Annotated in this window: 18 protein-coding genes; 7 read left to right on the forward strand and 11 right to left on the reverse strand. The window is 74.1% G+C overall.

Annotated features, from left to right (window positions below; translation table 11 throughout):
• Window positions 1-355: 355 nt before the first annotated feature.
• The 4 genes from IE106_RS11100 to IE106_RS11115 form a co-directional block, all read right to left on the reverse strand.
• Window positions 356-574 (reverse strand): hypothetical protein, encoded by a 219-nt coding sequence (locus IE106_RS11100; protein ID WP_189532532.1) that lies wholly within the window; start codon window positions 572-574, stop codon window positions 356-358.
• A 96-nt stretch (window positions 575-670) separates the two neighbouring features.
• Window positions 671-1,552 (reverse strand): SDR family oxidoreductase, encoded by an 882-nt coding sequence (locus tag IE106_RS11105; RefSeq protein ID WP_189532534.1) that lies wholly within the window; start codon window positions 1,550-1,552, stop codon window positions 671-673.
• A complete protein-coding gene (locus IE106_RS11110) occupies window positions 1,549-2,484 on the reverse strand; it encodes an alpha/beta fold hydrolase (RefSeq protein ID WP_189532536.1) in 936 nt (311 codons plus the stop codon). The genes IE106_RS11105 and IE106_RS11110 overlap by 4 nt, the downstream gene beginning before the upstream one ends.
• Entirely contained in the window at window positions 2,481-4,040 is a 1,560-nt protein-coding gene (locus IE106_RS11115; RefSeq protein WP_189532538.1) for a flavin-containing monooxygenase, read from the reverse strand. Before IE106_RS11115 ends, IE106_RS11110 begins: the two co-directional genes overlap by 4 nt.
• A gap of 154 nt (window positions 4,041-4,194) precedes the next feature.
• On the opposite strand from IE106_RS11115, the gene IE106_RS11120 reads away from it, so the two are divergent.
• Window positions 4,195-4,836: a MerR family transcriptional regulator gene (locus IE106_RS11120; RefSeq protein WP_189533167.1), complete on the forward strand. Its 642-nt coding sequence runs from the start codon at window positions 4,195-4,197 to the stop codon at window positions 4,834-4,836.
• A gap of 10 nt (window positions 4,837-4,846) precedes the next feature.
• Here the strand turns inward: IE106_RS11120 and IE106_RS11125 are convergent, their stop codons facing one another.
• The 3 genes from IE106_RS11125 to IE106_RS11135 form a co-directional block, all read right to left on the reverse strand.
• Window positions 4,847-5,830, reverse strand: coding sequence for a DUF6528 family protein (locus IE106_RS11125; protein WP_229840275.1), 984 nt, complete (start codon window positions 5,828-5,830; stop codon window positions 4,847-4,849).
• Between the two features lie 111 nt (window positions 5,831-5,941).
• Window positions 5,942-6,859, reverse strand: coding sequence for a helix-turn-helix transcriptional regulator (locus tag IE106_RS11130; protein WP_189532540.1), 918 nt, complete (start codon window positions 6,857-6,859; stop codon window positions 5,942-5,944).
• A 90-nt stretch (window positions 6,860-6,949) separates the two neighbouring features.
• On the reverse strand, window positions 6,950-7,222 hold the full coding sequence (locus IE106_RS11135; RefSeq protein WP_189532542.1) for a hypothetical protein: 273 nt from the start codon (window positions 7,220-7,222) through the stop codon (window positions 6,950-6,952).
• 403 nt (window positions 7,223-7,625) lie between these two features.
• Between IE106_RS11135 and IE106_RS11140 the strand changes: the two genes are divergently transcribed.
• Both IE106_RS11140 and IE106_RS11145 read left to right on the forward strand, forming a co-directional pair.
• Window positions 7,626-8,807, forward strand: a complete 1,182-nt coding sequence (locus IE106_RS11140; protein WP_189532544.1) for a helix-turn-helix domain-containing protein — start codon at window positions 7,626-7,628, stop codon at window positions 8,805-8,807.
• A gap of 78 nt (window positions 8,808-8,885) precedes the next feature.
• Complete coding sequence (locus IE106_RS11145; protein ID WP_189532546.1) at window positions 8,886-9,086, forward strand: hypothetical protein; 201 nt, start codon at window positions 8,886-8,888, stop codon at window positions 9,084-9,086.
• A gap of 202 nt (window positions 9,087-9,288) precedes the next feature.
• Here IE106_RS11145 and IE106_RS11150 read toward each other — a convergent pair whose 3' ends face one another.
• Complete coding sequence (locus IE106_RS11150) at window positions 9,289-10,086, reverse strand: exodeoxyribonuclease III (RefSeq protein WP_189532548.1); 798 nt, start codon at window positions 10,084-10,086, stop codon at window positions 9,289-9,291.
• A gap of 69 nt (window positions 10,087-10,155) precedes the next feature.
• Here IE106_RS11150 and IE106_RS11155 point away from each other — a divergent pair, with 69 nt between their 5' ends.
• Both IE106_RS11155 and IE106_RS11160 read left to right on the forward strand, forming a co-directional pair.
• Window positions 10,156-10,641, forward strand: coding sequence for a GNAT family N-acetyltransferase (locus IE106_RS11155; RefSeq protein ID WP_189532550.1), 486 nt, complete (start codon window positions 10,156-10,158; stop codon window positions 10,639-10,641).
• A gap of 161 nt (window positions 10,642-10,802) precedes the next feature.
• Entirely contained in the window at window positions 10,803-11,801 is a 999-nt protein-coding gene (locus tag IE106_RS11160; RefSeq protein WP_189532552.1) for a trypsin-like serine peptidase, read from the forward strand.
• Between the two features lie 103 nt (window positions 11,802-11,904).
• Here the strand turns inward: IE106_RS11160 and IE106_RS11165 are convergent, their stop codons facing one another.
• Window positions 11,905-12,912 carry an asparaginase gene (locus tag IE106_RS11165; RefSeq protein WP_189532554.1) on the reverse strand — a complete coding sequence of 336 codons (1,008 nt, stop codon included), beginning with the start codon at window positions 12,910-12,912 and terminating at the stop codon, window positions 11,905-11,907.
• A 125-nt stretch (window positions 12,913-13,037) separates the two neighbouring features.
• Here IE106_RS11165 and IE106_RS11170 point away from each other — a divergent pair, with 125 nt between their 5' ends.
• Window positions 13,038-13,493, forward strand: a complete 456-nt coding sequence (locus IE106_RS11170; RefSeq protein ID WP_189532556.1) for an Lrp/AsnC family transcriptional regulator — start codon at window positions 13,038-13,040, stop codon at window positions 13,491-13,493.
• Window positions 13,494-13,496: 3 nt separating this feature from the next.
• Here the strand turns inward: IE106_RS11170 and IE106_RS11175 are convergent, their stop codons facing one another.
• Window positions 13,497-13,856: a hypothetical protein gene (locus IE106_RS11175; protein WP_189532558.1), complete on the reverse strand. Its 360-nt coding sequence runs from the start codon at window positions 13,854-13,856 to the stop codon at window positions 13,497-13,499.
• Between the two features lie 158 nt (window positions 13,857-14,014).
• Window positions 14,015-20,227 carry a DNRLRE domain-containing protein gene (locus tag IE106_RS11180; protein WP_229840277.1) on the reverse strand — a complete coding sequence of 2,071 codons (6,213 nt, stop codon included), beginning with the start codon at window positions 20,225-20,227 and terminating at the stop codon, window positions 14,015-14,017.
• A gap of 634 nt (window positions 20,228-20,861) precedes the next feature.
• Between IE106_RS11180 and IE106_RS11185 the strand changes: the two genes are divergently transcribed.
• The gene (locus IE106_RS11185; protein ID WP_189532559.1) at window positions 20,862-22,643 is read left to right on the forward strand and encodes an FG-GAP repeat domain-containing protein; all 1,782 of its coding nucleotides are present in this window, start codon (window positions 20,862-20,864) and stop codon (window positions 22,641-22,643) included.
• Window positions 22,644-23,093 lie beyond the last annotated feature (450 nt).

Raw genomic sequence — 23,093 nt, forward strand, 5'->3', positions numbered from 1 at the left:
CTTCGCCCTCCCCTCCCGCGGTCCGCGCGGCGGGGGCGCGCGGGCGCCGTCCGGCGAGGTGGGGGGCGCGCGGGCGCCGCCCGGCGGGAGGACGGGAGGAGTCCCCGGAGGTTCGCGTCGCGGCCTGCCGGAGAAGCCCCCGAAGACCCGCCGCACGGCGGCCGGAAACCCGAAGGCCCCGTCCGCGCGCCCCCGTCCCGCACCCCTTGTGACGTCCCGCGGGCGGCCGCGCGCCGCCCGCGCCCGGAAGGACGGCCCCGCCCCGCCCGGAAGGACGCCCCCGCCCGGCAGGGCGCCCGCACGCGCGTGCCCCGGGCAGCGGGGCTGCCCGGGGCACGGGGAAGGGGAGGCGGGGTCAGACCTCGTCGTACTCGTCGTCGAGGCGGTCCTGCCTGCCGCGCGCCGTCTCGTCCTGGTCGCGGTCCATCGGACGGCCGCGCTCGGGCTGGCCCTGCTGCTTGCCCTTGCGCTGCTGCATGCGCTGCTGCGCCTCGTCCTTCATGCCCTGCGCGCGCTGCTTGCCCTGCTGCTGCAGCTGCTCGGCCTTGTCCTTGAACTGGTCAGAGATGCCCATACCGGGTTTCACTCCTACACGGGTCGGGGGAACGCGGAGCCGTTACCGGCCCCGCGCCGACCAGCCTGGCATGAGCGGACATACCGCGCATTTCGATCAGTCACGCTCCGCACGCGCCCGCTCGTCGGCGGCGCCCCCCGCGCCCACCAGCCCCTTCGACATGCCCGCCAACCGGGGTTCGAAGCGCCGCATCTCGCGCCGGCCCACCGCCGTGATGATCCCCGGCAGGTAGCCCCGTACGGACTGCATGCCGCGCAGCCACCACTGGGCGTACACGTGCGCCGAGCGCCGCTCGACACCGTCGACGATCCGGTCGACGGCCGGACCCAGCGGGTAGGTGCGGTTCGCCGGCCACGGCAGCCGCTGCCGCAACTCCCGCATCACCTCGTCCTGGTCGGCGCCCCGCACCATGTCGGTGTCCGTCCACGACAGGTACCCGACCCCGACCCGCACGCCCCGGTGGGCGACCTCGGTGCGCAGGCAGTGCGCGAACGCCTCCACGCCCGACTTGGACGCGCAGTACGCCGTCATCATCGGCGCCGGCGTGATGGCGGCGAGCGAGGCGATCTGGAGGAAGTACCCGCGGCTCTCCAGCAGTACGGGCAGGAAGGCCCGCCCGGTGACGGCGCCGCCGACGAGGTTGACCTCGATGACGCGCCGCCAGGCGACCGGGTCGGAGTCCGCGAACGGGCCGCCCGTCGCCACACCGGCGTTGGCGACGACGACGTCCACCTTGCCGAAGCGTTCCTTCACCTCGTACGCGACCCGCCCCATCACCTCGTGGTCGGTGACGTCCGCGTGCCACCAGTCGCTCTCGGTGTGCAGCCGCTCCGACACCCGCTTCAGCTCGTCCGGTTCGAGTCCCACGAGCGCGATCTTCGCGCCGCGCGCGGAGAGCTTGCGGGCCAGCAGTTCGCCGACGCCGCGCGCGCCGCCGGTGACGACGACGACCTGTCCCTCCAGGCTGACCCTGCTCATACGGCTTCCTCTTCCCTCTCGTCGTCGCGGTCGGTGTCGTCGTCGCCCAGGTACGCCGCGGACAGCTCGCGCAGGCGCGCCGTGACGGCCTCGGGCGCCTCGACGGGCGTCATGTGCCCGACGCCGGGCAGCACGTCCAGGCCGACGCACCGCGGCAGGGCGGCGGCCAGCGCGCGGGCGTGGACCGGCGGGGTGAGCCGGTCGGCGGCGCCGGCGACGACCACGGCGGGCACGTCCAGGGCGCGGACACCGGCCTCCAGGTCGAGTCCGGCGAGCACGTGCGACCAGGCGACGCGCACGGCGCGCGGGCAGGCGTGCACGATGCGGGCGCACTCCGCGACCCGGTCGGGCGCCGAACCGGGGCCCATCGTGGCGTACTTGAGGATCGCCTTCGACACGGGCGTGACCGGCCCGAGCGGGGCGCGGGCGCCGAGGATCGCGCCGGTGATCCGGGTGCGCAGCGCGCCGGGGCGCAGCGGTATGACGAGGGACTCGGGGACCAGCCGGGACGCGCCCGTGCTGCACAGCAGGACGGCGGCGGCGCGGTCCCGCAGGGCGGGGCGCCCGGCGGCGGCCATCAGCGTCATGCCGCCCATGGAGTGCCCGGCCAGGACGGCCTTCTCGCCGGGGGCGAGGGCGGCGGCGAGGACCGCCTCCAGGTCGTCGGCGAGGGCGTCCGTGGAGTAGCCGGAGGACGCGGCGGCGGGCGGGGTGGCGCCGTGGCCGCGCTGGTCGTAGACGACGACGCGGTGGTCGGTGGCGAGGTCCCGCACCTGGGCGGCCCAGAAGTCGGTGGAGCAGGTCCAGCCGTGGACCAGGACGACGGCGGGGGCGCCCTCGGGGCCGTACACCTCGACGTGCAGGGACTGGCCGTCGGCGGAGACGGCGGTCAGCGTGCGGGGGGTGGCCGCCGCGTACGGGGTCGGGTTCACGCGGCGGCCTCCTCGCGGCCGCGGGAGGCGCCCAGCGGCGCCTTCCCGGAGCGGGGCGCACCGGCCTCCCCGGGCGCCCGCACCACCTCGTACTCGCCCATGTCCACGCTCCGCGTCGCCCGCCGGAACTCGGCCGTGGTGCCCGGCCACAGCGTGGTGTTGCGGCCGTTGGCGTCCAGGTACCAGCTGTCGCAGCCGCCGGACTTCCACACCGTGCGCTCCATCCGCGCCTGGACGCGCCGGTTCCACGCGGCGACGGCGGCGGGGCGGGGGGCGAGGGCCCGGCCCTCGCCGAGGAGGTCCAGTCGGCGCAGGAAGTCGGCCATGTAGTTCAGCTGGGACTCGATCATGAGGATCATCGAGGAGTTCCCGAGCCCGGTGTTGGGGCCGATGATCGTCATCCAGTTGGGGAACCCGGCGGCGGTCGCGCCGCGCAGCGCCTCCATGCCGTCCTTCCAGGCCTCCGCGAGGGTGACGCCCTCGGCGCCCACGACGCGGTCGGCGATCGGCATGTCCGTGACGTGGAAGCCGGTGCCGAAGACGATCGCGTCGACCTCGGCCTCGGAGCCGTCCGCGCCGACGGCGGTCCGGCCGCGCACCTCGCTCAGTCCGGCGGCGACGACGTCGACGTTCGGGCGGGCGAGGGCCGGATAGTAGTCGTTGGAGAGCAGGATGCGCTTGCAGCCGATCCGGTACGACGGGGTCAGCTTGGCGCGCAGGGCGGGGTCCTTCACGGCGCGGTGCATGTTGGCCTTGGCGAGCGCCTCGACCAGGCCCAGCGCCTCGGGCCGCTTGGTGAACGCGCCGACCTGGAGCTCGCGGATGCCCCACAGGACGCCCCGGCGGGCCCTGCCGGTGGCCGGCAGCTTCCGGTGGAGCCAGCGCTCGGCGCCGGTGACGGCGCGGTCCATGCGCGGCATGACCCACGGAGGGGTGCGCTGGAAGAGGGTGAGGCGGCCGACCTGCGGCTGGATGGCGGGGACGATCTGGATGGCGGAGGCGCCGGTGCCGATCATCGCGACGCGCTTGCCGGTCAGGTCGTAGTCGTGGTCCCAGCGGGCGGAGTGGAAGACCTTGCCGCCCGCCTCGCGGAAGCCGTCGAGGCCGGGCACGTCCGGGACCTTGGGGTCGGACAGCGGCCCGGTCGCGGAGACGACCACGTCGGCGGTGAGGGTGCCGCGCGAGGTCTCCACCTCCCAGCGCAGCGCCTCGGCGTCCCAGCGGGCCGTCAGCACCTCGTGCCCCAGGCGCAGGTGGGGCCGGAGCCCGAAGGTGTCGGTGACGCGCTCCAGGTACGCGCGGATGTGCGGCTGCCCGGAGAAGGTGCGGGGCCAGTCGGGGTGGGGCGCGAACGAGAACGAGTACAGGTGCGACGGGACGTCGCAGGCGCAGCCGGGGTAGCTGTTGTCCCGCCAGGTGCCGCCGACCGAGTCGGACCGCTCCAGGACGACGAAGTCGGTGACGCCCTCCCGGCGCAGCCGGACGGCGGCACCGAGGCCGCCGAAGCCGGATCCGATCACCGCCACTCGTACGTGTTCGCGCGCGTGGTCGCTCATGCCGCCTCCCAAGACTCTGCCACCAATCACTGGCACTGTCCGGAGGGTAGAGCAGCTCCCTACCCGGCGGTAGAGGGCGGGACGAGGAAAGTTACCGCTGGTACGTCATAGGGTGGCCGACGTGGCGAACGAGGGTGAGGACCGTGAATACCGCATGGAGGAGCTGGCCGAGGCGGCCGGCATCACCCCCCGGACACTCCGCTTCTACCGCGAGCGCGGGCTGATACCGCCTCCGCGCCGCGAGGGGCGCATCGCCTGGTACGGCCCCCACCACCTGGCCCGGCTGCGCACCATCGCGGCGCTGCTGGAGCGCGGCCACACCCTCAACGGCATCGCGGACCTGGCCGCCGCCTTCGAGAGCGGCCGGGACGTGGGCGAGGTGCTGGGCCTCGGCGAACCCACGGAGGAGGAGCCGGTACGGCTCACCCCGGAGCAGCTGGCCGACCACTTCGGCGACCAGGTCACCGCCGAGAACTTCGCCGCCGCCCTCGACCTGGGCTACCTCGCGACGGACGGCGAGGAGATCGTCCACGTCAGCCGCCGGCTGCTGGACGTGTCCTCCGCGCTGGTGCGGGAGGGCGTCCCGCTGGCGGCGGTGCTCGGCGCCGCCCGCGACGTGCGCACCCACGCGGACGCCCTCGCGAAGCTGTTCGCGGACCTGCTCCACGCCCACGCGCGCGACGAGGACCTGGGCCGGCTGCGCCCGCTCGCCAAGAGCGTGGTGGACGCGGAGCTGTCGATGGCGCTGGACCGCCGCCTGCGCGAGGTGCTCGGCAGCGAGGCCCGGGGCGCGTGACCGGCCGCCGTCACGGCGGCGGGGCGCCCCACCAGCGGGCCTTGTAGATGCCGCCGCCCGCCAGGCGGTACGCGCCCGCCGGGCGGTGCACGGCCGCGGTCGTCGTCCACCAGGACTCCGCCAGGCCCCGCTCCGGGACGGTCGACAGGATCCGGCCGGTGCGGGGCTCGTCGCCCACGGACTTCACGCGCGGGCGGCTCACGGCGGCGGCGCCCGGGTAGTCCCGCACGAAGGCGCGGCGGCTCTTGACGTACTGGTAGACGGCCCCGCCGGTGCTCACCCACAGCCGGTCCGGGCGCCGCGCCACCTGGCCCAGGTCGTGGCCGCCCGGGTCGGGCAGCGGCACCCGGTCCACCTGCCGCAGCACGGGCCGCCCGTCCTCGCGCCCCGCGCGCAGCGCCACGAGCCGGTCGCCGCCGAGCGCCCACAGCACGCCGAGGCGCTCGTCCCACTCCAGCCCGTGCGCGTCGTCCAGCGTGAACGCCGCGTACCGCCCGCCGGGCGGCGGCTCGTACAGCCGGACCACGTCCCCGGTGCTGCCCGCGACCGCGACGGAGCCGTCCGGGAGCAGTTCGGCGCTGTGCGGGTTGACCCGGATGGTGCCGGGCGCGAGGGCGGCGGCCCAGTGGCGGGCGCCCGACGGGTAGGCGACGACGGCGGCGAAGCCGTACGAGGCGGTGGTCAGCAGGTACGTGCGGCCCCGCCACCGGCGCAGCTTGGCCTCGTTCGGGTGCACCCAGCTGCGGCCGGGGTCCGCGTCGGCGTACCGGGGGTCCCCGACGGGCGAGAACGCCCACCGCTCGGCCGCCGGCCCCCACACCCGCCGCGCCCCGTCGAACACGACGACGCGCCGCGACGCCTGCTCGGTGACCACCACGTCGGTGGCGCCGGGCGGGGCGGCGGGGCCGGGCGGAAGGGCGGGAGCGGACGGGAGGGCGGGACCGGAGGCGAGGGCGGCGAGGGCGACGAGCGCGGCGAGGGACACGGGGAGCACCCGGTCACGCTGCCACCGGCCGCCGCGCGGTCGGGGGCGACGCGCGCGCCCGCACGGCCGTACCGGTCCCGCGTCAGCCCGTACGGCCCAGGGCGAAGGCCCCGGGGACGCCTACGCGGCGATGGCCAGGCGCCGCTGGATCGGGGCGACCTCCTCGTCCAGCGCCTCCGAGGTCTCCAGGGCGAACGCCGCCTGCGGGTTCTCCTGCACCAGGCGGAGCCACTCGCCCACCGTGGACTCCCGCGACACGGTGACGATCTCCGTGGGCCCGAGCCGGCCGCGCGTGGACAGCACCGTGGCCATGAACTGGTCGGTCGCCGTGATGAGGATGACGTCGTGCCCGAAGCTCGACACGTACTCCATCACGCCGCGGGCGGGTTCGCCCGGGTCCGCCACCACCACGACGTGCGCCCCCTTCTCGTCCGTCGTGTGGGCGACGCCCGCCAGGAACTCCATGAACCCCGGGATGTGCTTGTTCCGCAGCTCGTCGACCACCCTCTCGCGGGCGGCCTCGAAGCCGGGGGTCCCGGCGGCCGTGAAGCTGAGGGTGACGGACACCGAGGTGGCGAGCGCCACGTCGATCTCCGCCATCTCGGCGCGCGTGGGGTAGGCGGCCCCGTCGTCGAGGCCGTGGGCGGCGAGCCACTGGTTGACCTCGCTCCACAGCCAGGCCCGCGACCTGCCCACGGTCCCCTCGGGGGCCGGGAAGGGCTCGCCCTGCGCCTTGCGGTCGCCGGCGATCCACTGGCTGACGTTCTGCCGCGAACGCCCCGTCCGCTCGGCGATCTCGTGGACGCCGACCAGGTCGCGGTCCAGACGGCACACCCGCAGCTGCGGCACCGCGCCGCGGGCGGCGGACACGGCGGTCAGCGCCGCCTCGATGGCCGATTCACCGGAGCCGGTCACGCTCAGGAGATCCACGCCACCGGCTCGGGCCAACAGTGCGTCGCAACTCTCCAGCAAGGCGTCGACGGCAGCCTGGTCGTCCACATCCACGCCGGAGACGACAAAGGTGAAGTCGTAATCCATGTTGGCCCCCTAGTCCTTCACCACAGTCGCAGAGCTGTTGACATTCGTCAACAGCAAAATAGGGTCAAACATGGACAAACGTTCTCGTGACTAGTCGCGTGACCGACCGGTGAGACTGCGGTTCGGCGCATCCGGCGGGAGGGGGCAGCGGGACGCCAGCCGGTCCACCCGGCGCGCGTGGGCCCCGTCGTTCCGGGGCGACCCGGAGACCGGGATGGTGGTGCACTCCGCCCCGCACGGGCAGTACAGCTTGCCCCAGTGGCCCTCCTTGCGGAGCTTCCAGCCGCGCCCGGCCCACTTCTCCAGGACCCGGCGGACCTCCTTCCTCGGATGGTCGGAGGGGTTGAGGTCGCGACCTACCATCCGGCCACCGCCCCCGCCCGCGGGTGGCGGCCTCGCGACGTCCGCCGCCCCCGCGGGGAGACGGTCCTACAGCCCGCACCGGAGCGAAGCGGGGGGTGAACAAGTACCACGGGAGTTCGCGCTCCTCTGGTGCCGGCCGCGCGAGGAACGGCGCCCCGCGAGCAAGATCACTTTCGTGACCGAGTGGTAACACTCAGCCACCAGTACGATACTCCAGATGGCGGACGCCACGTCATCGGCGTGGACATCCGCGACCCGCCCCTCCACGACGGACCGCCTTGACGGCGGGGCCACTTGACGCCCGGTCGGGTCCGGTCCGGGGCGGCGGGACGTGCGGGCGCCGCCGGGAGCACGGGTCCGCCGGGGCCCTGCGCGGGCCGGGCCGCGCGCGTACTCTCGGCCTATGCCTGCCAACTTGGGTGACCGGCTCAGGGACGTCCGGAAGCGTCGCGGGATGACGCAGCGGGGGCTGGCGAGCGAGTCCGGGGTGTCCGTGTCGCTGATCCGGAAGCTGGAACAGGGCGAGCGGCAGGACGCCCGCCTGGAAACGGTCCGCCGGCTCGCCGCCGCGCTCGGAGTGTCCACCTCGCGCCTCGTGGCGGAACCGGCCGAGGAGGGCGCGAGCACTCTCGTCCTCGACGCCTGGGCCCCCGTCAGGGAGGCGCTCACCGCCCCGCCGGCGGACACGGCCGAACCCGACGAGCCGCCCACCGTGGAAGGCGTGCGCGCCGCGCTCGACGCCGTCACGCCCCTGTTCTCCGGCGACCGGTTCGCGGAACTCCGCACGGTCCTGCCCCCACTGCTCCGCGACGCCCACACCCTGGCGCGGCTCGGCCCGGAAGGGCGCGCCCTGCGCGTACGCCTCCTGCAGCTCACCGGCTGGCTCCTGACGCAGACCCGCCAGTTCGAAGCCGCCGAGTGGTCCCTCGACGCCGCCCTGGCGGGCTCAGCGGACCGACTGCAGGGCGCGTCGACGGTCAACACGATGTGCTGGCTCCTGCTGCGGCGAGGACGGCTCGGCGAGGCACGGGAGTTGGCCGTCCGGTGGGCGGACGAGACGGAACCCCGCCTCTCCCGGGCGACACCGGACGAGCTCGGCGCGTGGGGGTGGCTGCTGTTGCGCCTGTCCGCCGCCGCGGTGCGGGACAACAGGCCCGAGGAGGCCGAGGACGCGCTGCGGCTGGCCCACGCCTCCGCCGTGGCGCTGGGACGGGAGTTCGCCCCGGACGGGGACTTCCTCCGGGCGTTCGGCCCCGTCACGGTGACGCTCAAGCGGACGGAGAACGCCATGGTCATGGACCGTCCGGACGTGGTGCTGGCGCTGGCGGAGAGGATCCCGACGGGAGGGCTGCGCCCCACGTCGAACAACCGCAACCGCCACCTCCTCGACGTGGCCAACGCGTACACGATGACCCGGCAGTACGGACCGGCCGTCGACACCCTGGCGGGCATCCGCGCCGCCGCCCCGCAGTGGCTGCCGAACCAGCGCTACGCCCGTGACATCCTCGGCCGCATCATCGCCAGGCGGCGGACCCTGACCGGGACGATGCGCTCCCTCGCCGACACGGTGGGGCTGCCCGTGTGACGGTGCGTGGCACTACTCGCCGATCATGAGTGGAACTGCCATTGCCGCTGGTCAGAGCCGTCCCTAGCGTGGGCCGACATGACCACCGAACCGACACGCCACAGCACTCCCCCGGTCGAACTCCCGCTGCGGTGGGAGCGGGAGCCGGATCCGGCCGGGGCGTGCCCGGACTGCGCCGAGCTCGTCGCCGCGCGGTCCCGGGCGCGCGCCCGGGGCGACAGGTCGGCCGTCTCCGACTGCAACGTCCTCCTCCGCCGGCACCGGCAGGGCCACCGGTGACCCCCCGCGACACCACCGGAGGCCCCGCCGACGGCGGACGGCCGCTGCTGACCCTGCGGGTCTCCCGCGACGGCGGGCGCACCTGGAGCGAGCGCACCGCCGTGCACAGCCGGGAGAGGCTCACCCCCCTGCACTCCTCCGTCTGGCCGCCCTGCGCCTGCCCCCGGTGCGCACCGGGGAGGAGCGGGCGGGACGGCACGGGTCAGGGGCCGTAGACCGCCGTCACCGGGGCGTGGTCCGACCAGCGTTCCGCGTGGGTCGCGGCGCGCTCCACCCAGGCCTTCAGGGCGCGGGACGCCAGGCCGGGCGTGGCCATGTGGTAGTCGATGCGCCACCCCGAGTCATTATCGAAGGCGCGGCCCCGGTAGGACCACCACGAGTACGGGCCCTCCTGGTCGGGGTGGAGCGCGCGGACCACGTCGACGTACTCCGCCTCGTCGAGGACGCGGCCGAGCCAGGCCCGCTCCTCCGGGAGGAAGCCGGAGCTCTTGCGGTTGGCGCGCCAGTTCTTCAGGTCGGCCTCCCGGTGGGCGATGTTCCAGTCGCCGCACACCAGGACCTCGCGGCCGTCCGCCGCCGCGCGCTCCCTCAGCTCCTTCAGGTACGGCAGGAAGGCGTCCATGAAGCGGACCTTCTCGTCCTGGCGCTCCGTGCCCACCTCGCCGGACGGCAGGTAGAGGCTGGCGACCGTGAGACCCGGCAGGTCGGCCTCCAGGTAGCGGCCGGACGCGTCGAACTCGCTCACCCCGAAGCCGACCCGCACCGCGTCCGGCTCGCGCCGCGTGTAGAGGGAGACGCCCGCGCGGCCCTTGGCGGCGGCCGGGGCGTGCGCCGCGTACCAGCCCTCGGGTGCCCGGACCTCCTCGGGCAGCTGGGCCGCGTCGGCCCGGACCTCCTGGAGGCAGAGCACGTCGGCGGCCGTTCCGGCCAGCCACTCCACGAACCCCTTCTTGGCGGCGGCGCGGAGGCCGTTGACATTGGCGGTCGTCACAGTGAGCATCCCGGCACAATACGACAGTCCCGAGACGCGGCCCGCCGCCCCATTCCGCATAGAAGTACGATGCCTCGCATGATTATCCAGCCCATGCCGTTCGACCACCCCGACGCCGTCAAGCTCAACGACCAGGTGCAGCTCGAGTACGCCGAGCGGTACGACGGCGAGGGGGACGAGACCCCCCTCGATCCGGCCATGTTCCGGCCGCCCCACGGCCTCTACCTGATGGCGCACGACGAGCGCGGCCGCCCGGTCGCGACGGGCGGCTGGCGCGCCATGGACGAGAACGGCGAGGGCTACGCGGACGGCGACGCCGAGCTGAAGCGGATGTACGTGGTCCCCGAGGAGCGCGGCCGGGGTCTGGCCCGGCGCATCCTGGCCCTCCTGGAGGAGGACGCCCGCGCGGCGGGGCGGCGGCGGATGGTCCTGGAGACGGGGACCAAGCAGCCGGAGGCCATCGCGCTGTACCTGTCCAGCGGCTACGAGCCGTGCGAGAGGTTCGGCCTCTACCGGCACCACGAGGACAGCCGCTGTTTCGCGAAACTGTTGACGGGTCAGTAAAGAATCAGTGACGCGCCCCTGACAACCTCACGACGGCCGTGGCACTCTGCCTCACGCAGCCCGATCCGGTACCGCGATCCGCACCCCATCCCTTCGTCCCCCCACCCCCCCTGCCCGGGTGGTCCTCGGCGACCGCCCGGGCACGGCAGAAGGAGACACGTGTGAGACGCCATCGCTCGCCCGCGGCCGTCCTGCTCGCCACGGCGGCCCTCCTCACCGGCGCCCTGTCCGCCGCCGCCCCGGCGGCCGCCGCGCCCGCCCCCGAAGCCGGCCCGGCGGTCGCCGCCCGCGTCGTGCCCGCCGCCGAGCAGCGGGACGCGGCCGCGTTCTGGACCGCCGAGCGGATGCGCGGCGCCACCCCGCTCGACCTGCGTCCCACCCCGGCCCGGCCGGCCGCCCCCAAGGCCCCGGAGCCGGGCGGCGAGACGGTCACGGTCGCCCCGACCGCCGCGTCGGCGGACGCCGCGGGCCCCCTGGCGTTCCCGCAGGCCGGGGGCGCCTGGACCGGCGGCGGCGCGGTCGTGAAGACGTCCGGGCGGGTGTTCTTCACCTTCCAGGGCCGTACGGCGTCCTGCTCCGGCAACGCCGTGACCAGCCAGAACCAGTCCACCGTCATCACGGCCGGGCACTGCGTGAAGTACCAGGGCAGCTGGCACACCGACTGGGTCTTCGTCCCCGCGTACGACAACGGGCAGGCGCCGTACGGGCGGTGGACCGCGACCAGGACGCTCACCACGCCGCAGTGGGAGGCGAGCGAGGACATCAACCACGACGTCGGCGCCGCCGTCGTCGCCCCGCTGAACGGCCAGAGGCTGACGGCCGTCACCGGCGCGCAGGGCATCCAGTTCAACGGCGGCTACAACAAGCCGATGTACGCCTTCGGCTTCCCGGCGGCCTCCCCGTACGACGGGTCCAAGCTGGTCTACTGCAGCGGGAACTCCTCCAAGGACTTCCTGTTCTCGCAGGACCACGGCCTCGGCTGCAACATGACCGGCGGGTCCAGCGGCGGCCCCTGGTTCACCGGCTTCAGCGAGGCGACCGGGACCGGGCTCCAGGTCTCGGTGAACAGCTTCGGGTACACGTTCCTGCCGAACCGCATGTTCGGGCCGTACTTCGGCAACGAGGCGCAGGCGCTGTACGACACGGCGCAGACCTCCTGACGCGGCGCCCGCCCGCGGTCCGTGGCCCGCTCCCCGCCGGGGGGGCGGGCCACGCCCGCGCCACCGGCCCTCCGGCCGCCGCCCGGCGGGGCCGGGCCGGGGGTCAGGCCCGGGCGAGGTCCGCGGCCGGTACGGCGTCGCCGAGGACGTGCCGCAGGAGCCGTACGCGCTCGGCGGCGTCGGGGGTCGCGAGGAGGGCGGCGAGGACGGCGATGCGGGCCTGCCCGGCGCGCAGCGTCCCGGTGGGGACGGCGCCCGCCGCGACGAGGTCGACGGCGCCGCCGTGGGTGTAGATCTGGGAGACGGGCCCGGCGGGCACCCGCGTGGTGAGGGCGACGAGGACGCCCCGCGCGGTGGCCTCGGCGACGGCGGAGACGATCTCGGGCGTGGCGTTGCCGGCGCCGGTGGCGACCAGGACGAGGCCCTGCGCGCCGGCGTCGACGGCGGCGTTCAGCAGCAGCGGGTCGCCGTCGGCGTGGTGCATCACCATGTCGACGCGCGGCGGCGTGCCGGGCGCGGCGGGCAGGGGCAGCGCGGCGGGCCGCTCGGGGCGGCGCAGGACGGAGACCTTGCCGAAGCCGATGTTGCCGAGGCGCATGCCGGAGGGGTCCGCGAAGGCGTCGGCGTCGAGGGTGTGGGTCTTGACCGTGCCGCGTGCGGCGTGGACCTTGCCGTCGAAGGCGATCAGGACGCCCAGTCCGCGGCAGCGCGCGGCGGTGAGCAGCGCGTCGTGGAGGTTGCGCGGCCCGTCGCCGTCCTCGGAGTCGAGGGGGAGCTGGGCGCCGGTGAACACGACGGGGCGCGGGTCGTCGTGGTGGAGGTCGAGGAGGAACGCCGACTCCTCCAGCGTGTCGGTGCCGTGGGTGACGACGACGCCGTCGACGCCCGGGTCGGCGAGGACCTCGTGCACCGCGCGCAGCAGGGCGAGCTGGTGGGTGGTGGTGAGGCGGGGGCTGTTGACGCTGAACAGGTCGACGACCTCGACGGTGACGCCCTCGGGCACGGCGGCGGTCGCCATGACCTCGCGTCCGTGCGCCTCGGCGGCGAACCCGGAACCCTGCCAGCGGCTCGCTATCGTCCCGCCGGTGCTGACCACGACGATCCGTCCCACGCTGCCCTGACCTCTCCTCGCGCAAAGCGACAAAGCGTTCGAAAGAGCAATGATAGGGGAGTCAGTGCGCAACCAGATCGCGTATTTCTCCGTCCGGGCCCGGTTCGTTGGTGGATGATTGCGTCATGGACGCGATCGACCGCGCTATCTTGCGCGAGCTCCAGGCGGACGGCCGGCTGAGCAACCAGGAGCTGGCCGCGCGGGTCGGCCTGACCCCCTCCCCCTGCATGCGCCGGGTGCGCCAGCTGGAGCAGGACGGCGTGATCCAGGGCTACCGGGCGGTGATCGACCCGGAGGCGGTGGACCGGGGCTTCGAGGTGCTGGTCTCCATCGAGGTGAAGCGGGACCGCGAGGTGGTGGAGGCGTTCGAGGCGGCGCTCCAGGACATCCCGGACGTCGTCGAGGCGTACCGGTTGTTCGGCAGCCCCGGGTGCCTGCTGCGGATCGCGGTGGCGGACCTGCGCGCGTACGAACGGCTGTGGATCGAGAAGCTGACCGCCCTGACGGGGGTCACGGAGGTCAACTCCCAGATCATCATGAAGCGGGTGAAGGAGCCGACGGGCCTGCCGGTCGACCCCTAGCCGTCAGTGGCCGTTGCGGCTGCGGCGGGCCTCGCGGACGAAGTGCCGCACGAAGGCGCAGACCCCCCACGCCAGCAGGACGTTCACCAGCGCGCCGCCCGCGTACTGCGGCAGGAAGTCCAAGGGCCCCACGGTCTCGTCCGAGAGGTCCACCCCGCCGCCGACGAGCGCGGGCAGCAGGTAGAAGGCGGCGAGGGCGACCAGGACGGAGCCGGGGAAGGTCACCAGGCTCAGGAGCGCGCTCCATCCCTCGGGGGCCCCGGCGGCGCCGTGGGCGAGCGCGAGCGCGGCGACCACGCCGACGTAGCCGGCGGCCACGAGGGGGGCCTTCCCCCGGCGGCGTGCGCTGTCCGTCTGTGCCATCAGGGTTCTTCCGTCTCCGTGGAGGGCCGGTGGGAGGGTCCGGACACACGGCGGGCCCGCGCCCCCGTGAAGGGATCGCGGGCCCGCCGGGCCCCATTATTGAACATGTTCAACTCAGGGGCCGGTCCCCGAGGGGGGACGACCGGTCACGGCACGTCTCAGAACTTGTCCCGGACCACCTTGCGGAGGTTCTTGCCGAGCTTGTCCCAGTACGGCTTCGCCTTCGCCTCGCTGCAGGAGCGGCCGCAGAAGATCGCCGCCGCGCCGCCGAGCTTGCCGCGGACCTCCAGCTTCATCCGGCCCTTCTTCTTGTACAGGTCGAAGCCGATCCAGCCGCCCGGCCAGTCCGGGTGCCCTCGCCGGGCCCCGAGCTGGAGGTAGCTCTTGCCGATGCTGTTGACCTTCACCGGGAAGTCCATCCGGATGCCGTACACCTTCGGGTGCAGCGTGAACTTCTGCCCCTCGTGCGTGATCTTGTTGGGCCGGCCCGGGATCGGGAAGATCGCCTTGAAGTGCTTCTTCCAGTAGGAGAAGACCTTCGTGGCGGACGCGCCCGTCCTGCCCAGGTCGTAGTACCGGTAGTAGCTCGCCTCGCCGCTGAGGTCGCGGCAGCCGACCGGATCGCCGCCGCAGTACACGTACGCGTTGGCGCCGCCGTCGTACTGCGGGTCGACCTGCAGGAACCGGCCGGTGCCCGGCTCGTAGGCGCGCGCGTTGGTCAGCACGACGCCGCTGAGCGTGTCGCTGGAGACCTGCGAGCCGCCCTGCCAGCCGTACCGGGTCGCCCCGGTGCCCTCGGCCGGCGCGCCGAACTCGTCGTACCGCTGCACGGCCGACGCGGACGGGTCGGCCAGGTCCAGCCGCACCGCGACGTCACCGGCCAGGTTGGTCAGCTGCAGCACCACGCCGGTGCCCGTCGTCGTCGCGGTGAGCGAGCCCACCGCGTCGTTGACGAACCGCGTCACCGTGCCGTCGCCGCGCGCCTCCCAGTCGGGGCTGGTCGACTCGTCGCCGTAGTGCTGGGTGACCGTGCCGGCCACCGTCCACGCGCCGTCGGCGCCGCGGGTCTCCGTGGTCGCCACGGCCGGGCGGCCGGCGGCGTCCAGGTCCCAGGTGCGGCGCCGGTCGCCGACGGTCTCCGTGCGGAGCCCGTCACCGGCGTAGTACCCGTACTGAACGCCGTCCTTGGCCGTGGTCCGGCCGAAGGCGTCGTAGGCGCGGCCGGTGAGCCGGTCCGCCGAGTCGTACGCGTACGCCGTCTGGTCGACGACCGCGTCCTGCGTGGCCGGGTCGCAGTCGTCGCGGGTGACGGTGCGGGTCTTGCGGTTGCGGTTGCCGTCGAAGGCGTAGGCGCGGACCGCGCAGCCCTCCACGGCGCTGTCGGCGGCCCGGGAGAGCCGGCCGATCGCGTCGTACCCGTAGTCGGTCGACACGGTGGTGCCGTCCGTCTGGGTGTGGCCCACCAGGCGGCCCGTGATGTCGTACTCCGCCACGTCCGCGAGCACCGTGGCGCCCTCGGCGTCGGTGTAGACGCGCGCGGTGGACCGGCCCAGCGGGTCGGTGGTCACCCTCAGCGTGTGGCCGCCGGGCAGCGACTGCGACACGAGCGTGCCGCCGGCGCCGTAGTCGGCGGTGAACGCGCCCGCCACCGAGTCGGTGACGGTGCCCAGGTCGCCTTGGGCGTCGTAGCCGTAGACGGTGCTCGCGCCCGTGGAGTCCGAGGTCTTCACCGGACGGTCGAGCAGGTCGTACTCGGTCTTCGTCGTGTTGCCGGAGCCGTCCTGGTAGGAGATCTGCCGGCCCAGCGAGTCGTACGCGTAGGTGACCGTCTTCCCGCCGGACGACTGGGTCAGGAGCCTGGCGGTGTTCGGGTCGAACGTGTACGTCGTCGCCGCCGTCGCCGTGCCGGTGCCGCCGGTGAGCTCGCTCTTGGTCCGGCGGGCCGCGTCGTCGTAGGTGACGGTCAGGACGCGGGTGACGCCGTTGGCGGTCTCGGTCGTCTTGGTGACGCCGCCCCACCGGTTGTACTCGTGCCGGCTGGTGACCAGCTGCGCCGGGTTGTCGCCGCCGCCGGTGACCGCGCCCGCCGGGGCCGTCTTGCACAGCAGCCCCGCCCACTCGGGACGGCCGGCGCACTCGCCGGTGCCCGCCGCGGTCCAGTACGTGTACGTCAGGGTGCCCGCGTCGGCGCCGTTGGACATCGGCAGGCTGGTGGAGGCCAGCTTGCCGTCCGCGCGGAAGGCGGACCGGGTCGCGCTGAGCTGCGTGCCCTGGTCGTCCCTGGTGACCAGTTCCTCGCCGGTCGCCCAGTTGTAGGTGGTGGCGGTCCGCTTGACGTCGGCGTCCTGGGCGTAGCCCTCGACCGCCGCGCCCGTGGACGTGGAGGTGGACATCCCGGAGACGGCCGCGTCGGCGGGCCGCCCCTCGTCGTACCGGTACGCCGTGTGCTGGCGGGCCGGGACGGACGTGCCCGCGGCGAGCGCCGGGTTGCCCCCGGACGCGGCCAGCGGACCGGTGAGGGTGACCTGGTGCAGCGGGCCGTACGTGTCGGTGACCCGCTGGCCGTCCTCGGAGTACACCGTGGCCGACGACAGCCGCTCGGCGCGCTCGGCCGTGGTGAGGCCCGCCAGGTCCAGTGCGTCGAGCCGGGCCGCGGCGTCGGGGGCCGTGCCCATGGCGAGCGCGCGGTTGGCGGCGCTGAGCTGGCCGACCGTGTTGCCGTACCGGTCGAACTCGGTCACGTCCAGGTCACCGCCGGGCCGGGCGGTGTTGGTCTCGCGGCCGTTGGCGTCGACGTACGTGACGGCGGCCCGGCCGTAGCCGGTGGCCGTCAGGTCGGCGCCGGTGGAGGAGGCCGGGACGGAGTCGGCGGGGAACACCGCCGTCGCGTCGGTCGGCACCTCGTCCTGCGCCCACGCCCCGACCTCCGCGGCGCCCATCTGGTACGGCGCCTTGGTGCCGGTCAGCGGCACGTCGTAGACGACGGTGGTGGTGGCGGTGGACTCCACGGTGTCCACCGTGCCCTGCTTCAGGGTCGGGCGGGTCACCTTCAGGAGCATGCCGTCACCGGAGGTCAGCGACGAACCGGCCTTGCCGTAGTGGAAGTTCCACGCCTGCTCGGGGCCGGCCATCATCCAGAAGACCCGGCCGGCCGCGTCGTACGAGTACTGGACCTGCGTGCCCTGCGAGTAGTGCGGGTTCCACTGCTGGCGCAGGCGGCCGTACGCGTCGTAGCGGTACGACGCGAGGGTCTCGTCGCGGGTCGCGGCGGCACCCGGGTCGGCGGCCCACAGCTTGATCGCCTTGACCTGGCCGGCGAAGTCGCCGAAGTCGGCGGCGGTGGACCAGCCGGTGGCGGTGGTGGCCGTCGCGTACACGAACTCCAGGACCCGGCAGCCGCGCGTGGACGGCGCCGCCTGGCAGGTGGCGGCCGCCACGGACTCGGACGGGGATATCAGGTACTTCGGGCGGGCGACGGTCTGGCCGCCCTGGACGACCGTCTCGGAGACCACGGTGACCGTGGAGTCCTCCACGGCCGCCGCCGAGGTGGCCAGCGTCCACGTGGTGGCGCCGGCACCGACCTTGCGGAAGACGGAGACCGTCGCGTCGGTGTCCTTCAGGGTGAACGCGTCGCCGGTCAGCGACCCGGTCAGGGTGAGCGTCCCGGCACCCGTCTCCGGTTCCCAGCCGCCGTTCGCGGTGGCCGTGAACGCGGTGGAGTCGCCGTCCGCGTCCAGGATCTCCACGGACGTCGCGGAGGTCCTGCGCAGCTGCGTGTAGCCGCTGCCGGAGGTCTGGGCGCTGACGGAGGAGACCCAGCCGGGTCCGAAGACGGCCGCCTGGCCCTCGGTGTCGGAGGGGTTGGCGCGCGAGGAGAACGTCCGGTTGACGGACACCTCGAAGGCCTCGACGTCCTTGGCGCCGATCTTGAAGTCGCCGGTGAGGAGGTTCAGCGAGCCGGGGCCGACCTGCGCGGTCGGGGCCTCGCCCGCGTTGCGGTCGACGGTGACCTCGACCTCCGGGGAGGCGTCGGTGGTCGTGCCGGCCGTGAAGACGGCGCGGATCTCGACCGGGCCGTCGTTGGGCAGCGTGCTGGTGACGTTCCAGTACAGCGACGCCGGCTTGCCGCCGGTGACCGCGAACGGCCAGGCGGTGACGGCGCTGCCGTCGGCGCTGCGCCGCACGTCGGCGACGGGGACGTCCTTCCAGGCGTCGGCCTCGCCGTGGCGGTACTGGTAGCGCACCCCGGTGTACGTGCCGCGGCCCTCGGACGTCAGCACCACACGGCGGGCCGGCCGGTCGCCGTCCGCCGGGGAGGTGATCGCGGCGCCCTTGCCCGCGGAGAACGCGTACACGGTGTTCGCGGAGAGGTTGCCGGCCGCGTCGCGGGTGCGCGCGGTCAGCGTGTGCTCGCCCGCCTTGAACGTGAGGCTCCGGGTGACGGCCGCGCCGGTGGTCGACACGGTCGTCCAGGTCCCGCCGTCGAGCTGGTACTGGACGCTCTTGGTGTCGGTGGCGGGCGGCGTGAAGGTGAACGCGCCGGTGAAGTCGCCGTTCCCGTCCGCGGTGCCGGACCACTGCCCCGCCGGGAAGTCGGCGGAGGAGACGGCGGTGGCGGCCGGCTTGGTCGTGTCGACCGTGAAGGTCTGCCACGCCGACCAGGAGCCCGTCGCGGTGCCGTCCGAGGCGCGGGCGCGCCACTTGTAGGCGCCCTGCGCGAGGGCCGTGCCGGCCGTCCAGGACGCGGTCGCCCCGGAGTTGACCTTGGCGGCCGTGCCGGACTGGAGCGCGGCCGTGCCGTCGGACTTCCAGACCTCGAAGGCCAGCTGGACCATGTTGCCGTCGGCGTCCGTCGCCTTGCCCGACAGGGTCGGCGTCGTGTCGCGGGTCGCCGTGCCCGTCAGCGGGGACAGCGGGGTGACGGTGCCCGGCGTGGAGTTGTACTGCACGGTGAGCGACGGCTCGTGCGTCGCGTCGTGCGAGCCGTCGACGTGGTTGGCGGAGCGGTAGCGGCGCCAGGTCAGCGGGTCGGTCTCGCCGCCCGCGCCGGCCAGCCGCACCCCGTGGTTGGGCTGGCCGCCCGCCCACGCCTGGGCGATGGCGTCGATGTCCCACGTGCTGTACCCGGCGGGGCAGGCCGCCGAGTAGCCCTTGGCGTCCTTCACGACGACGGCGCCGCTGGTGGTGGTGGCCGGCTGGTCGGCCCAGCCGATCGCCGCGGAGTCCCAGCTCTCGGTGATCCGCCGCACCTCGACGCCCGCGTTGTCCGTGTCGCAGGTGGAGGAGTAGAACGAGTACAGCCGCAGCTTGGCGTCGAGGACCTGCTTGCCGGCGTACTTGGCGACGTTGAACTTCAGGAAGGAGCGGGCCTTCTCGGAGCCGTCGTACGTACCGGTCTTCAGCTCGGTCGAGCCGCGCTGCGTGGTCAGGTAGTCGTCGTACTGGATCCAGGTGTCGGTGACCGGCCCCATCAGGGAGTCCGTCGGGTCGATCGTGACGGGGTACGTCACCGACGGGTCGGCGAGGAACGCGGCGCTCGGCCTGAGCACCAGCACCTGGCCCTTGCCGTCCGCGTCCCGCTCGACCTCCACCTCGACGCCGGCGATCCGCTCGGGCTCGCCCGACGCCTTGTCGCGGGAGGAGTCCCACATGACGGGGGCGGGCGCGGCGGCCTTGGTGCGGCCCTTGGCGTCGTGCCACAGGAGCCGCTTGTCGCCGGCCTCCTTCAGGCTCAGCCCGGTGGCCGCGACGGGCAGCCGGTACTCCACGGGCCCGGTCGGCCGCTCCCGCAGGACGACGTTGTGCTGGAAGCCCTCGCGCAGCGCGGTGACGACGAGGTCGCCGCCCTCGACGGCGTTCGGGTACGTCGCGGTGGGGCCGTCCAGCCTCGGCGCGGGCAGCTTGCCCTCCCAGCCGACGCCCAGCGCCTGCCCGCCCCGGCCGACCCGCGCCAGGGGCTCCCCCGTGCCGCCGTCGGACAGGGTCACGTCGGCGGCGGCCCTGCGGGGCCGGACGCCCTCGCCGGCGTCGACGAGCGTCATGTCGACGGGCCGCCACACGCCTTGGGCGTCCTTGACCCGGACGGCCCCGGTGAACGCCTCCACCGTGGTCGTGCCGTCGGGGCCGGCCCAGGTGGTCGTCGACTCGGTGCGCTCACCGGTGATCTCGATGCGGCGCTGCTGGAGCCGTGCCAGCAGCATCGCGGTCGGCGCGTCGGCCGCCTCGGCGGGTCCGAGCGGCTTGGCCGCCTGCGCCGTGCCGGAGGCCGCCCTGGGTGCCGTGGCGACGGCCACCCCCGCGTCGACCGCCGACACCGACATCACCACCGCGGCGGCGAGGGCTGCGTACCTCAGCCGTGCCGCGGATAACACGTGGTACCGCCCGCGTGGAGCGGGATCCCACTCTCTCATGCGCCTCTGTCTCCTCATGGACAAGGAGGAATGACGTTCGGTCACTCCCCGTCAGTAGTGATCACTACTGATCACTGCGAACCTACTGAGAGGGGGCAAGAGGACAGATGCGATATACACAGACATCGTCGGGCCGTGTGGAGATCCCGTAATCAAAACGTGTCCGCCACGGGAAGAGTGGAAGTGGTGAAACGTGGGATTTCCCCCTGCCGCGCGGCAGGGGGCCGCCCACCTGCGCGGGTCGCCGCGCCTCCGCGCACCCGGCCGGCACCTTCGCGGTCCCGCCCGTGGTCCTGCCCGTGGCCCCCTCCGCGACGAGCCCTCCCGGCGCACGCGACCTGGGGAACGCCGGGCCACCGCGCCGCGCCGCCTCGCCCCGCACCGCGCCACCTCGCCGGGGCCGGGCGGGGTGGGTGGGGGGTGGGAAACGCGCCATGCCTCGCGCGGACGGTGACCACGTATCAACAAATCCCTACAGGCGTTCGGGATCCGGCTGTAGGCTCCATCCGCCGCCGAGCCGCGCGTGCGCCCCTTCCGGGTGCGCCGCCCGCCGCGCTCGCGGCCTCTTGATCACTCACCCCAGGGGGGGTTCCGCATGGCGTTCCACCGTACGGGCCGCGCGCACGCGCGCGCCCGCAGACTCGCTTCGTGCACCGCGCTCGTCCTCGCCTCCGGCCTGCTGCTGTCCGGCACGGCCGTCGCCGACGACCACGGCGGCGCCCCGGCCCCGGGCCGCGCGCCGGTCGAGCGCGCCACGCCCGGCATCGAGCTGCCCGAGGGCCAGCTGCCGAAGAAGCACCGCATGTCCACGGGGACGACCAAGGCCGCCACGGTGCCGTCCCGCCACGACTTCACCGGCGACGGCACCAGCGACCTGCTCTACCGCGGCCTCGACGACGCGTTCTACCTGATGCGCTCCGAGGACTCGGGCAACACCACCGAGTTCGGCCTGTACGGCGACCCGGGCGAGAAGTTCAAGGACGTCATCCCGGTCGGCGACTTCACCGGCAACGGCACGGCCGACGTGCTGACCCTGTCCCCGTACGGCACCCTGTCGTTCCGCGAGACGTACGACGGCGGCACCGGCACCTCCAGCCCGTACTGGTCCGGCGTCGGCTGGAACATCTACAACAAGGCCCTGTCACTCGGTGACGTCAGCGGCGACGGCAAGGTCGACGTGCTGGCCCGCACGCCCGAGGGCGAGCTGTTCCTGTACCGCGGCACCGGCGCCGGCAGCGCCCCGCTCCAGACCCGCCTGAAGGTCGGATCGGGCTGGCACATCTACGACCAGCTGGTCGGCGTGAACGACGCCAACGGCGACGGCCTGGGCGACCTGTACGCCCGCACCCCGAACGGCGACCTGTTCTTCTACGCGGGCACCGGCACCCCCCTCACCCCGTTCAAGGCCCGCGTCAAGGTCGGCACCGGCTGGAACGTCTACAACCAGCTGTCGATCGCCGACGACAGCTCCACCGACCCGACCGACGACGGCCACCCCGAGCTGCTCGCCCGTACCACGGGCGGCGCCATGTACTACTACGTCACGGACGACGCGGGCCGCCCCACCACCCGCGTCCTGTGGTCCGACGCCAGCTGGAACAACGCGAACCTCCTCGCCAACTTCGGCGGCAACCCGCAGACCGGCAAGTCCGAGATCCTGGGCCTGGACAAGAACGGCACGCTGTTCACGTACTCCTCGCGCAACAACGGCACCCTCACCGCCCGCTACCAGATCAGCGACGTCGGCGGCTGGGCCGGTGCCCGGGTGCACTTCCCCAGCTCCCTGGACAACAACGGGCACGCCGACCTCCTGGAGGTCTACCAGGGCTACCTGTACAACTACGACCGGTACTCCGACGGCCCCTACCCGCTGGGCCGCGGCTGGGGCGCGTTCAACACCCTCACCGGCGTCGGCGACCTGAGCGGTGACGGCAAGGGCGACCTGCTGGCCCGCACGTCGGGCGGCACCCTGTACCTCTACCGGGGCGACGGCCAGGGCTACGGCTTCGCCGGCCGCACCACCGTCGGCTCCGGCTGGAACGCCTACAACGCGCTGGTCGGCGCGGGTGACATCACCGGCGACGGCCGCGCCGACCTGCTGGCCCGCACCCCCGGCGGCACCCTGTACCTCTACCCCGGCAGCGGCGACGCCGCCGCCCCCTTCAAGGCCCGCGTGAAGGTCGGCACCGGCTGGAACACCTACGCCAAGCTGGTCGCCCCCGGCGACATCACCGGCGACGGCCGCGCCGACCTCCTCGCCGTCACCTCCGGCGGCACCCTCTACCGCTACATCACCACCCACACCGGCACGGCCAACCCCTTCACCACCCGCACCAACCTCGGCACCGGCTGGAACACCTACACCCAGCTCCACTGACCGAAGACCCACACCCGGAAGCCCCGCCCGGCACCAAGCCGAGCGGGGCTTCCGCCTTCCCGGGCCCCCGGGGGGGGCGGCGGTCGCCTCGCCCCACGGCGTCCCCGCCCCCCGGCCCGACTTCCGACGTACCGCCAAGGAAGCGTCGCAGCAAAGTTCCTGAGGCCGCCTCCACCGGACCGCGCCCGGACGAACCGTCACCGGCACCGCGGAAGTCCGTCCCGGCCCCGCGCCCGGAAGCGCCGGCGGTCGCCCCCGCCCGTCATCGGCCCGCGAGCTCCCCGGCCGTCGTGCGGGTCACCACGGAACCGATCCTTTGCCGATATCACCACAACCCTTCCCCCGTGTGGCGCACATCACGGCGAACACCCGGGGGTTGCCCGGTTCTTGCCGGTTTCCGCATTGGACGCACCCGCCGGGCCCCGGCTTCGATGGGGGAGGTGAATCCGC

The sequence above is a fragment of the Streptomyces roseolilacinus genome (genome assembly GCF_014649335.1).
In the GTDB taxonomy this organism is placed as follows: domain Bacteria; phylum Actinomycetota; class Actinomycetes; order Streptomycetales; family Streptomycetaceae; genus Streptomyces; species Streptomyces roseolilacinus.

Bases quoted from the DNA above. Each gene is read 5' to 3' on its own strand.
- IE106_RS11175 (WP_189532558.1), bottom strand. From the start codon at position 13,856: ATGGCACAGACGGACAGCGCACGCCGCCGGGGGAAGGCCCCCCTCGTG.
- IE106_RS11105 (WP_189532534.1), bottom strand. From the start codon at position 1,552: ATGAGCAGGGTCAGCCTGGAGGGACAGGTCGTCGTCGTCACCGGCGGC.
- IE106_RS11185 (WP_189532559.1), top strand. From the start codon at position 20,862: ATGGCGTTCCACCGTACGGGCCGCGCGCACGCGCGCGCCCGCAGACTC.
- IE106_RS11150 (WP_189532548.1), bottom strand. From the start codon at position 10,086: ATGCTCACTGTGACGACCGCCAATGTCAACGGCCTCCGCGCCGCCGCC.
- IE106_RS11155 (WP_189532550.1), top strand. From the start codon at position 10,156: ATGATTATCCAGCCCATGCCGTTCGACCACCCCGACGCCGTCAAGCTC.
- IE106_RS11145 (WP_189532546.1), top strand. From the start codon at position 8,886: ATGACCACCGAACCGACACGCCACAGCACTCCCCCGGTCGAACTCCCG.
- IE106_RS11120 (WP_189533167.1), top strand. From the start codon at position 4,195: ATGGAGGAGCTGGCCGAGGCGGCCGGCATCACCCCCCGGACACTCCGC.
- IE106_RS11135 (WP_189532542.1), bottom strand. From the start codon at position 7,222: ATGGTAGGTCGCGACCTCAACCCCTCCGACCATCCGAGGAAGGAGGTC.
- IE106_RS11140 (WP_189532544.1), top strand. From the start codon at position 7,626: ATGCCTGCCAACTTGGGTGACCGGCTCAGGGACGTCCGGAAGCGTCGC.
- IE106_RS11170 (WP_189532556.1), top strand. From the start codon at position 13,038: ATGGACGCGATCGACCGCGCTATCTTGCGCGAGCTCCAGGCGGACGGC.
- IE106_RS11100 (WP_189532532.1), bottom strand. From the start codon at position 574: ATGGGCATCTCTGACCAGTTCAAGGACAAGGCCGAGCAGCTGCAGCAG.
- IE106_RS11130 (WP_189532540.1), bottom strand. From the start codon at position 6,859: ATGGATTACGACTTCACCTTTGTCGTCTCCGGCGTGGATGTGGACGAC.
- IE106_RS11115 (WP_189532538.1), bottom strand. From the start codon at position 4,040: ATGAGCGACCACGCGCGCGAACACGTACGAGTGGCGGTGATCGGATCC.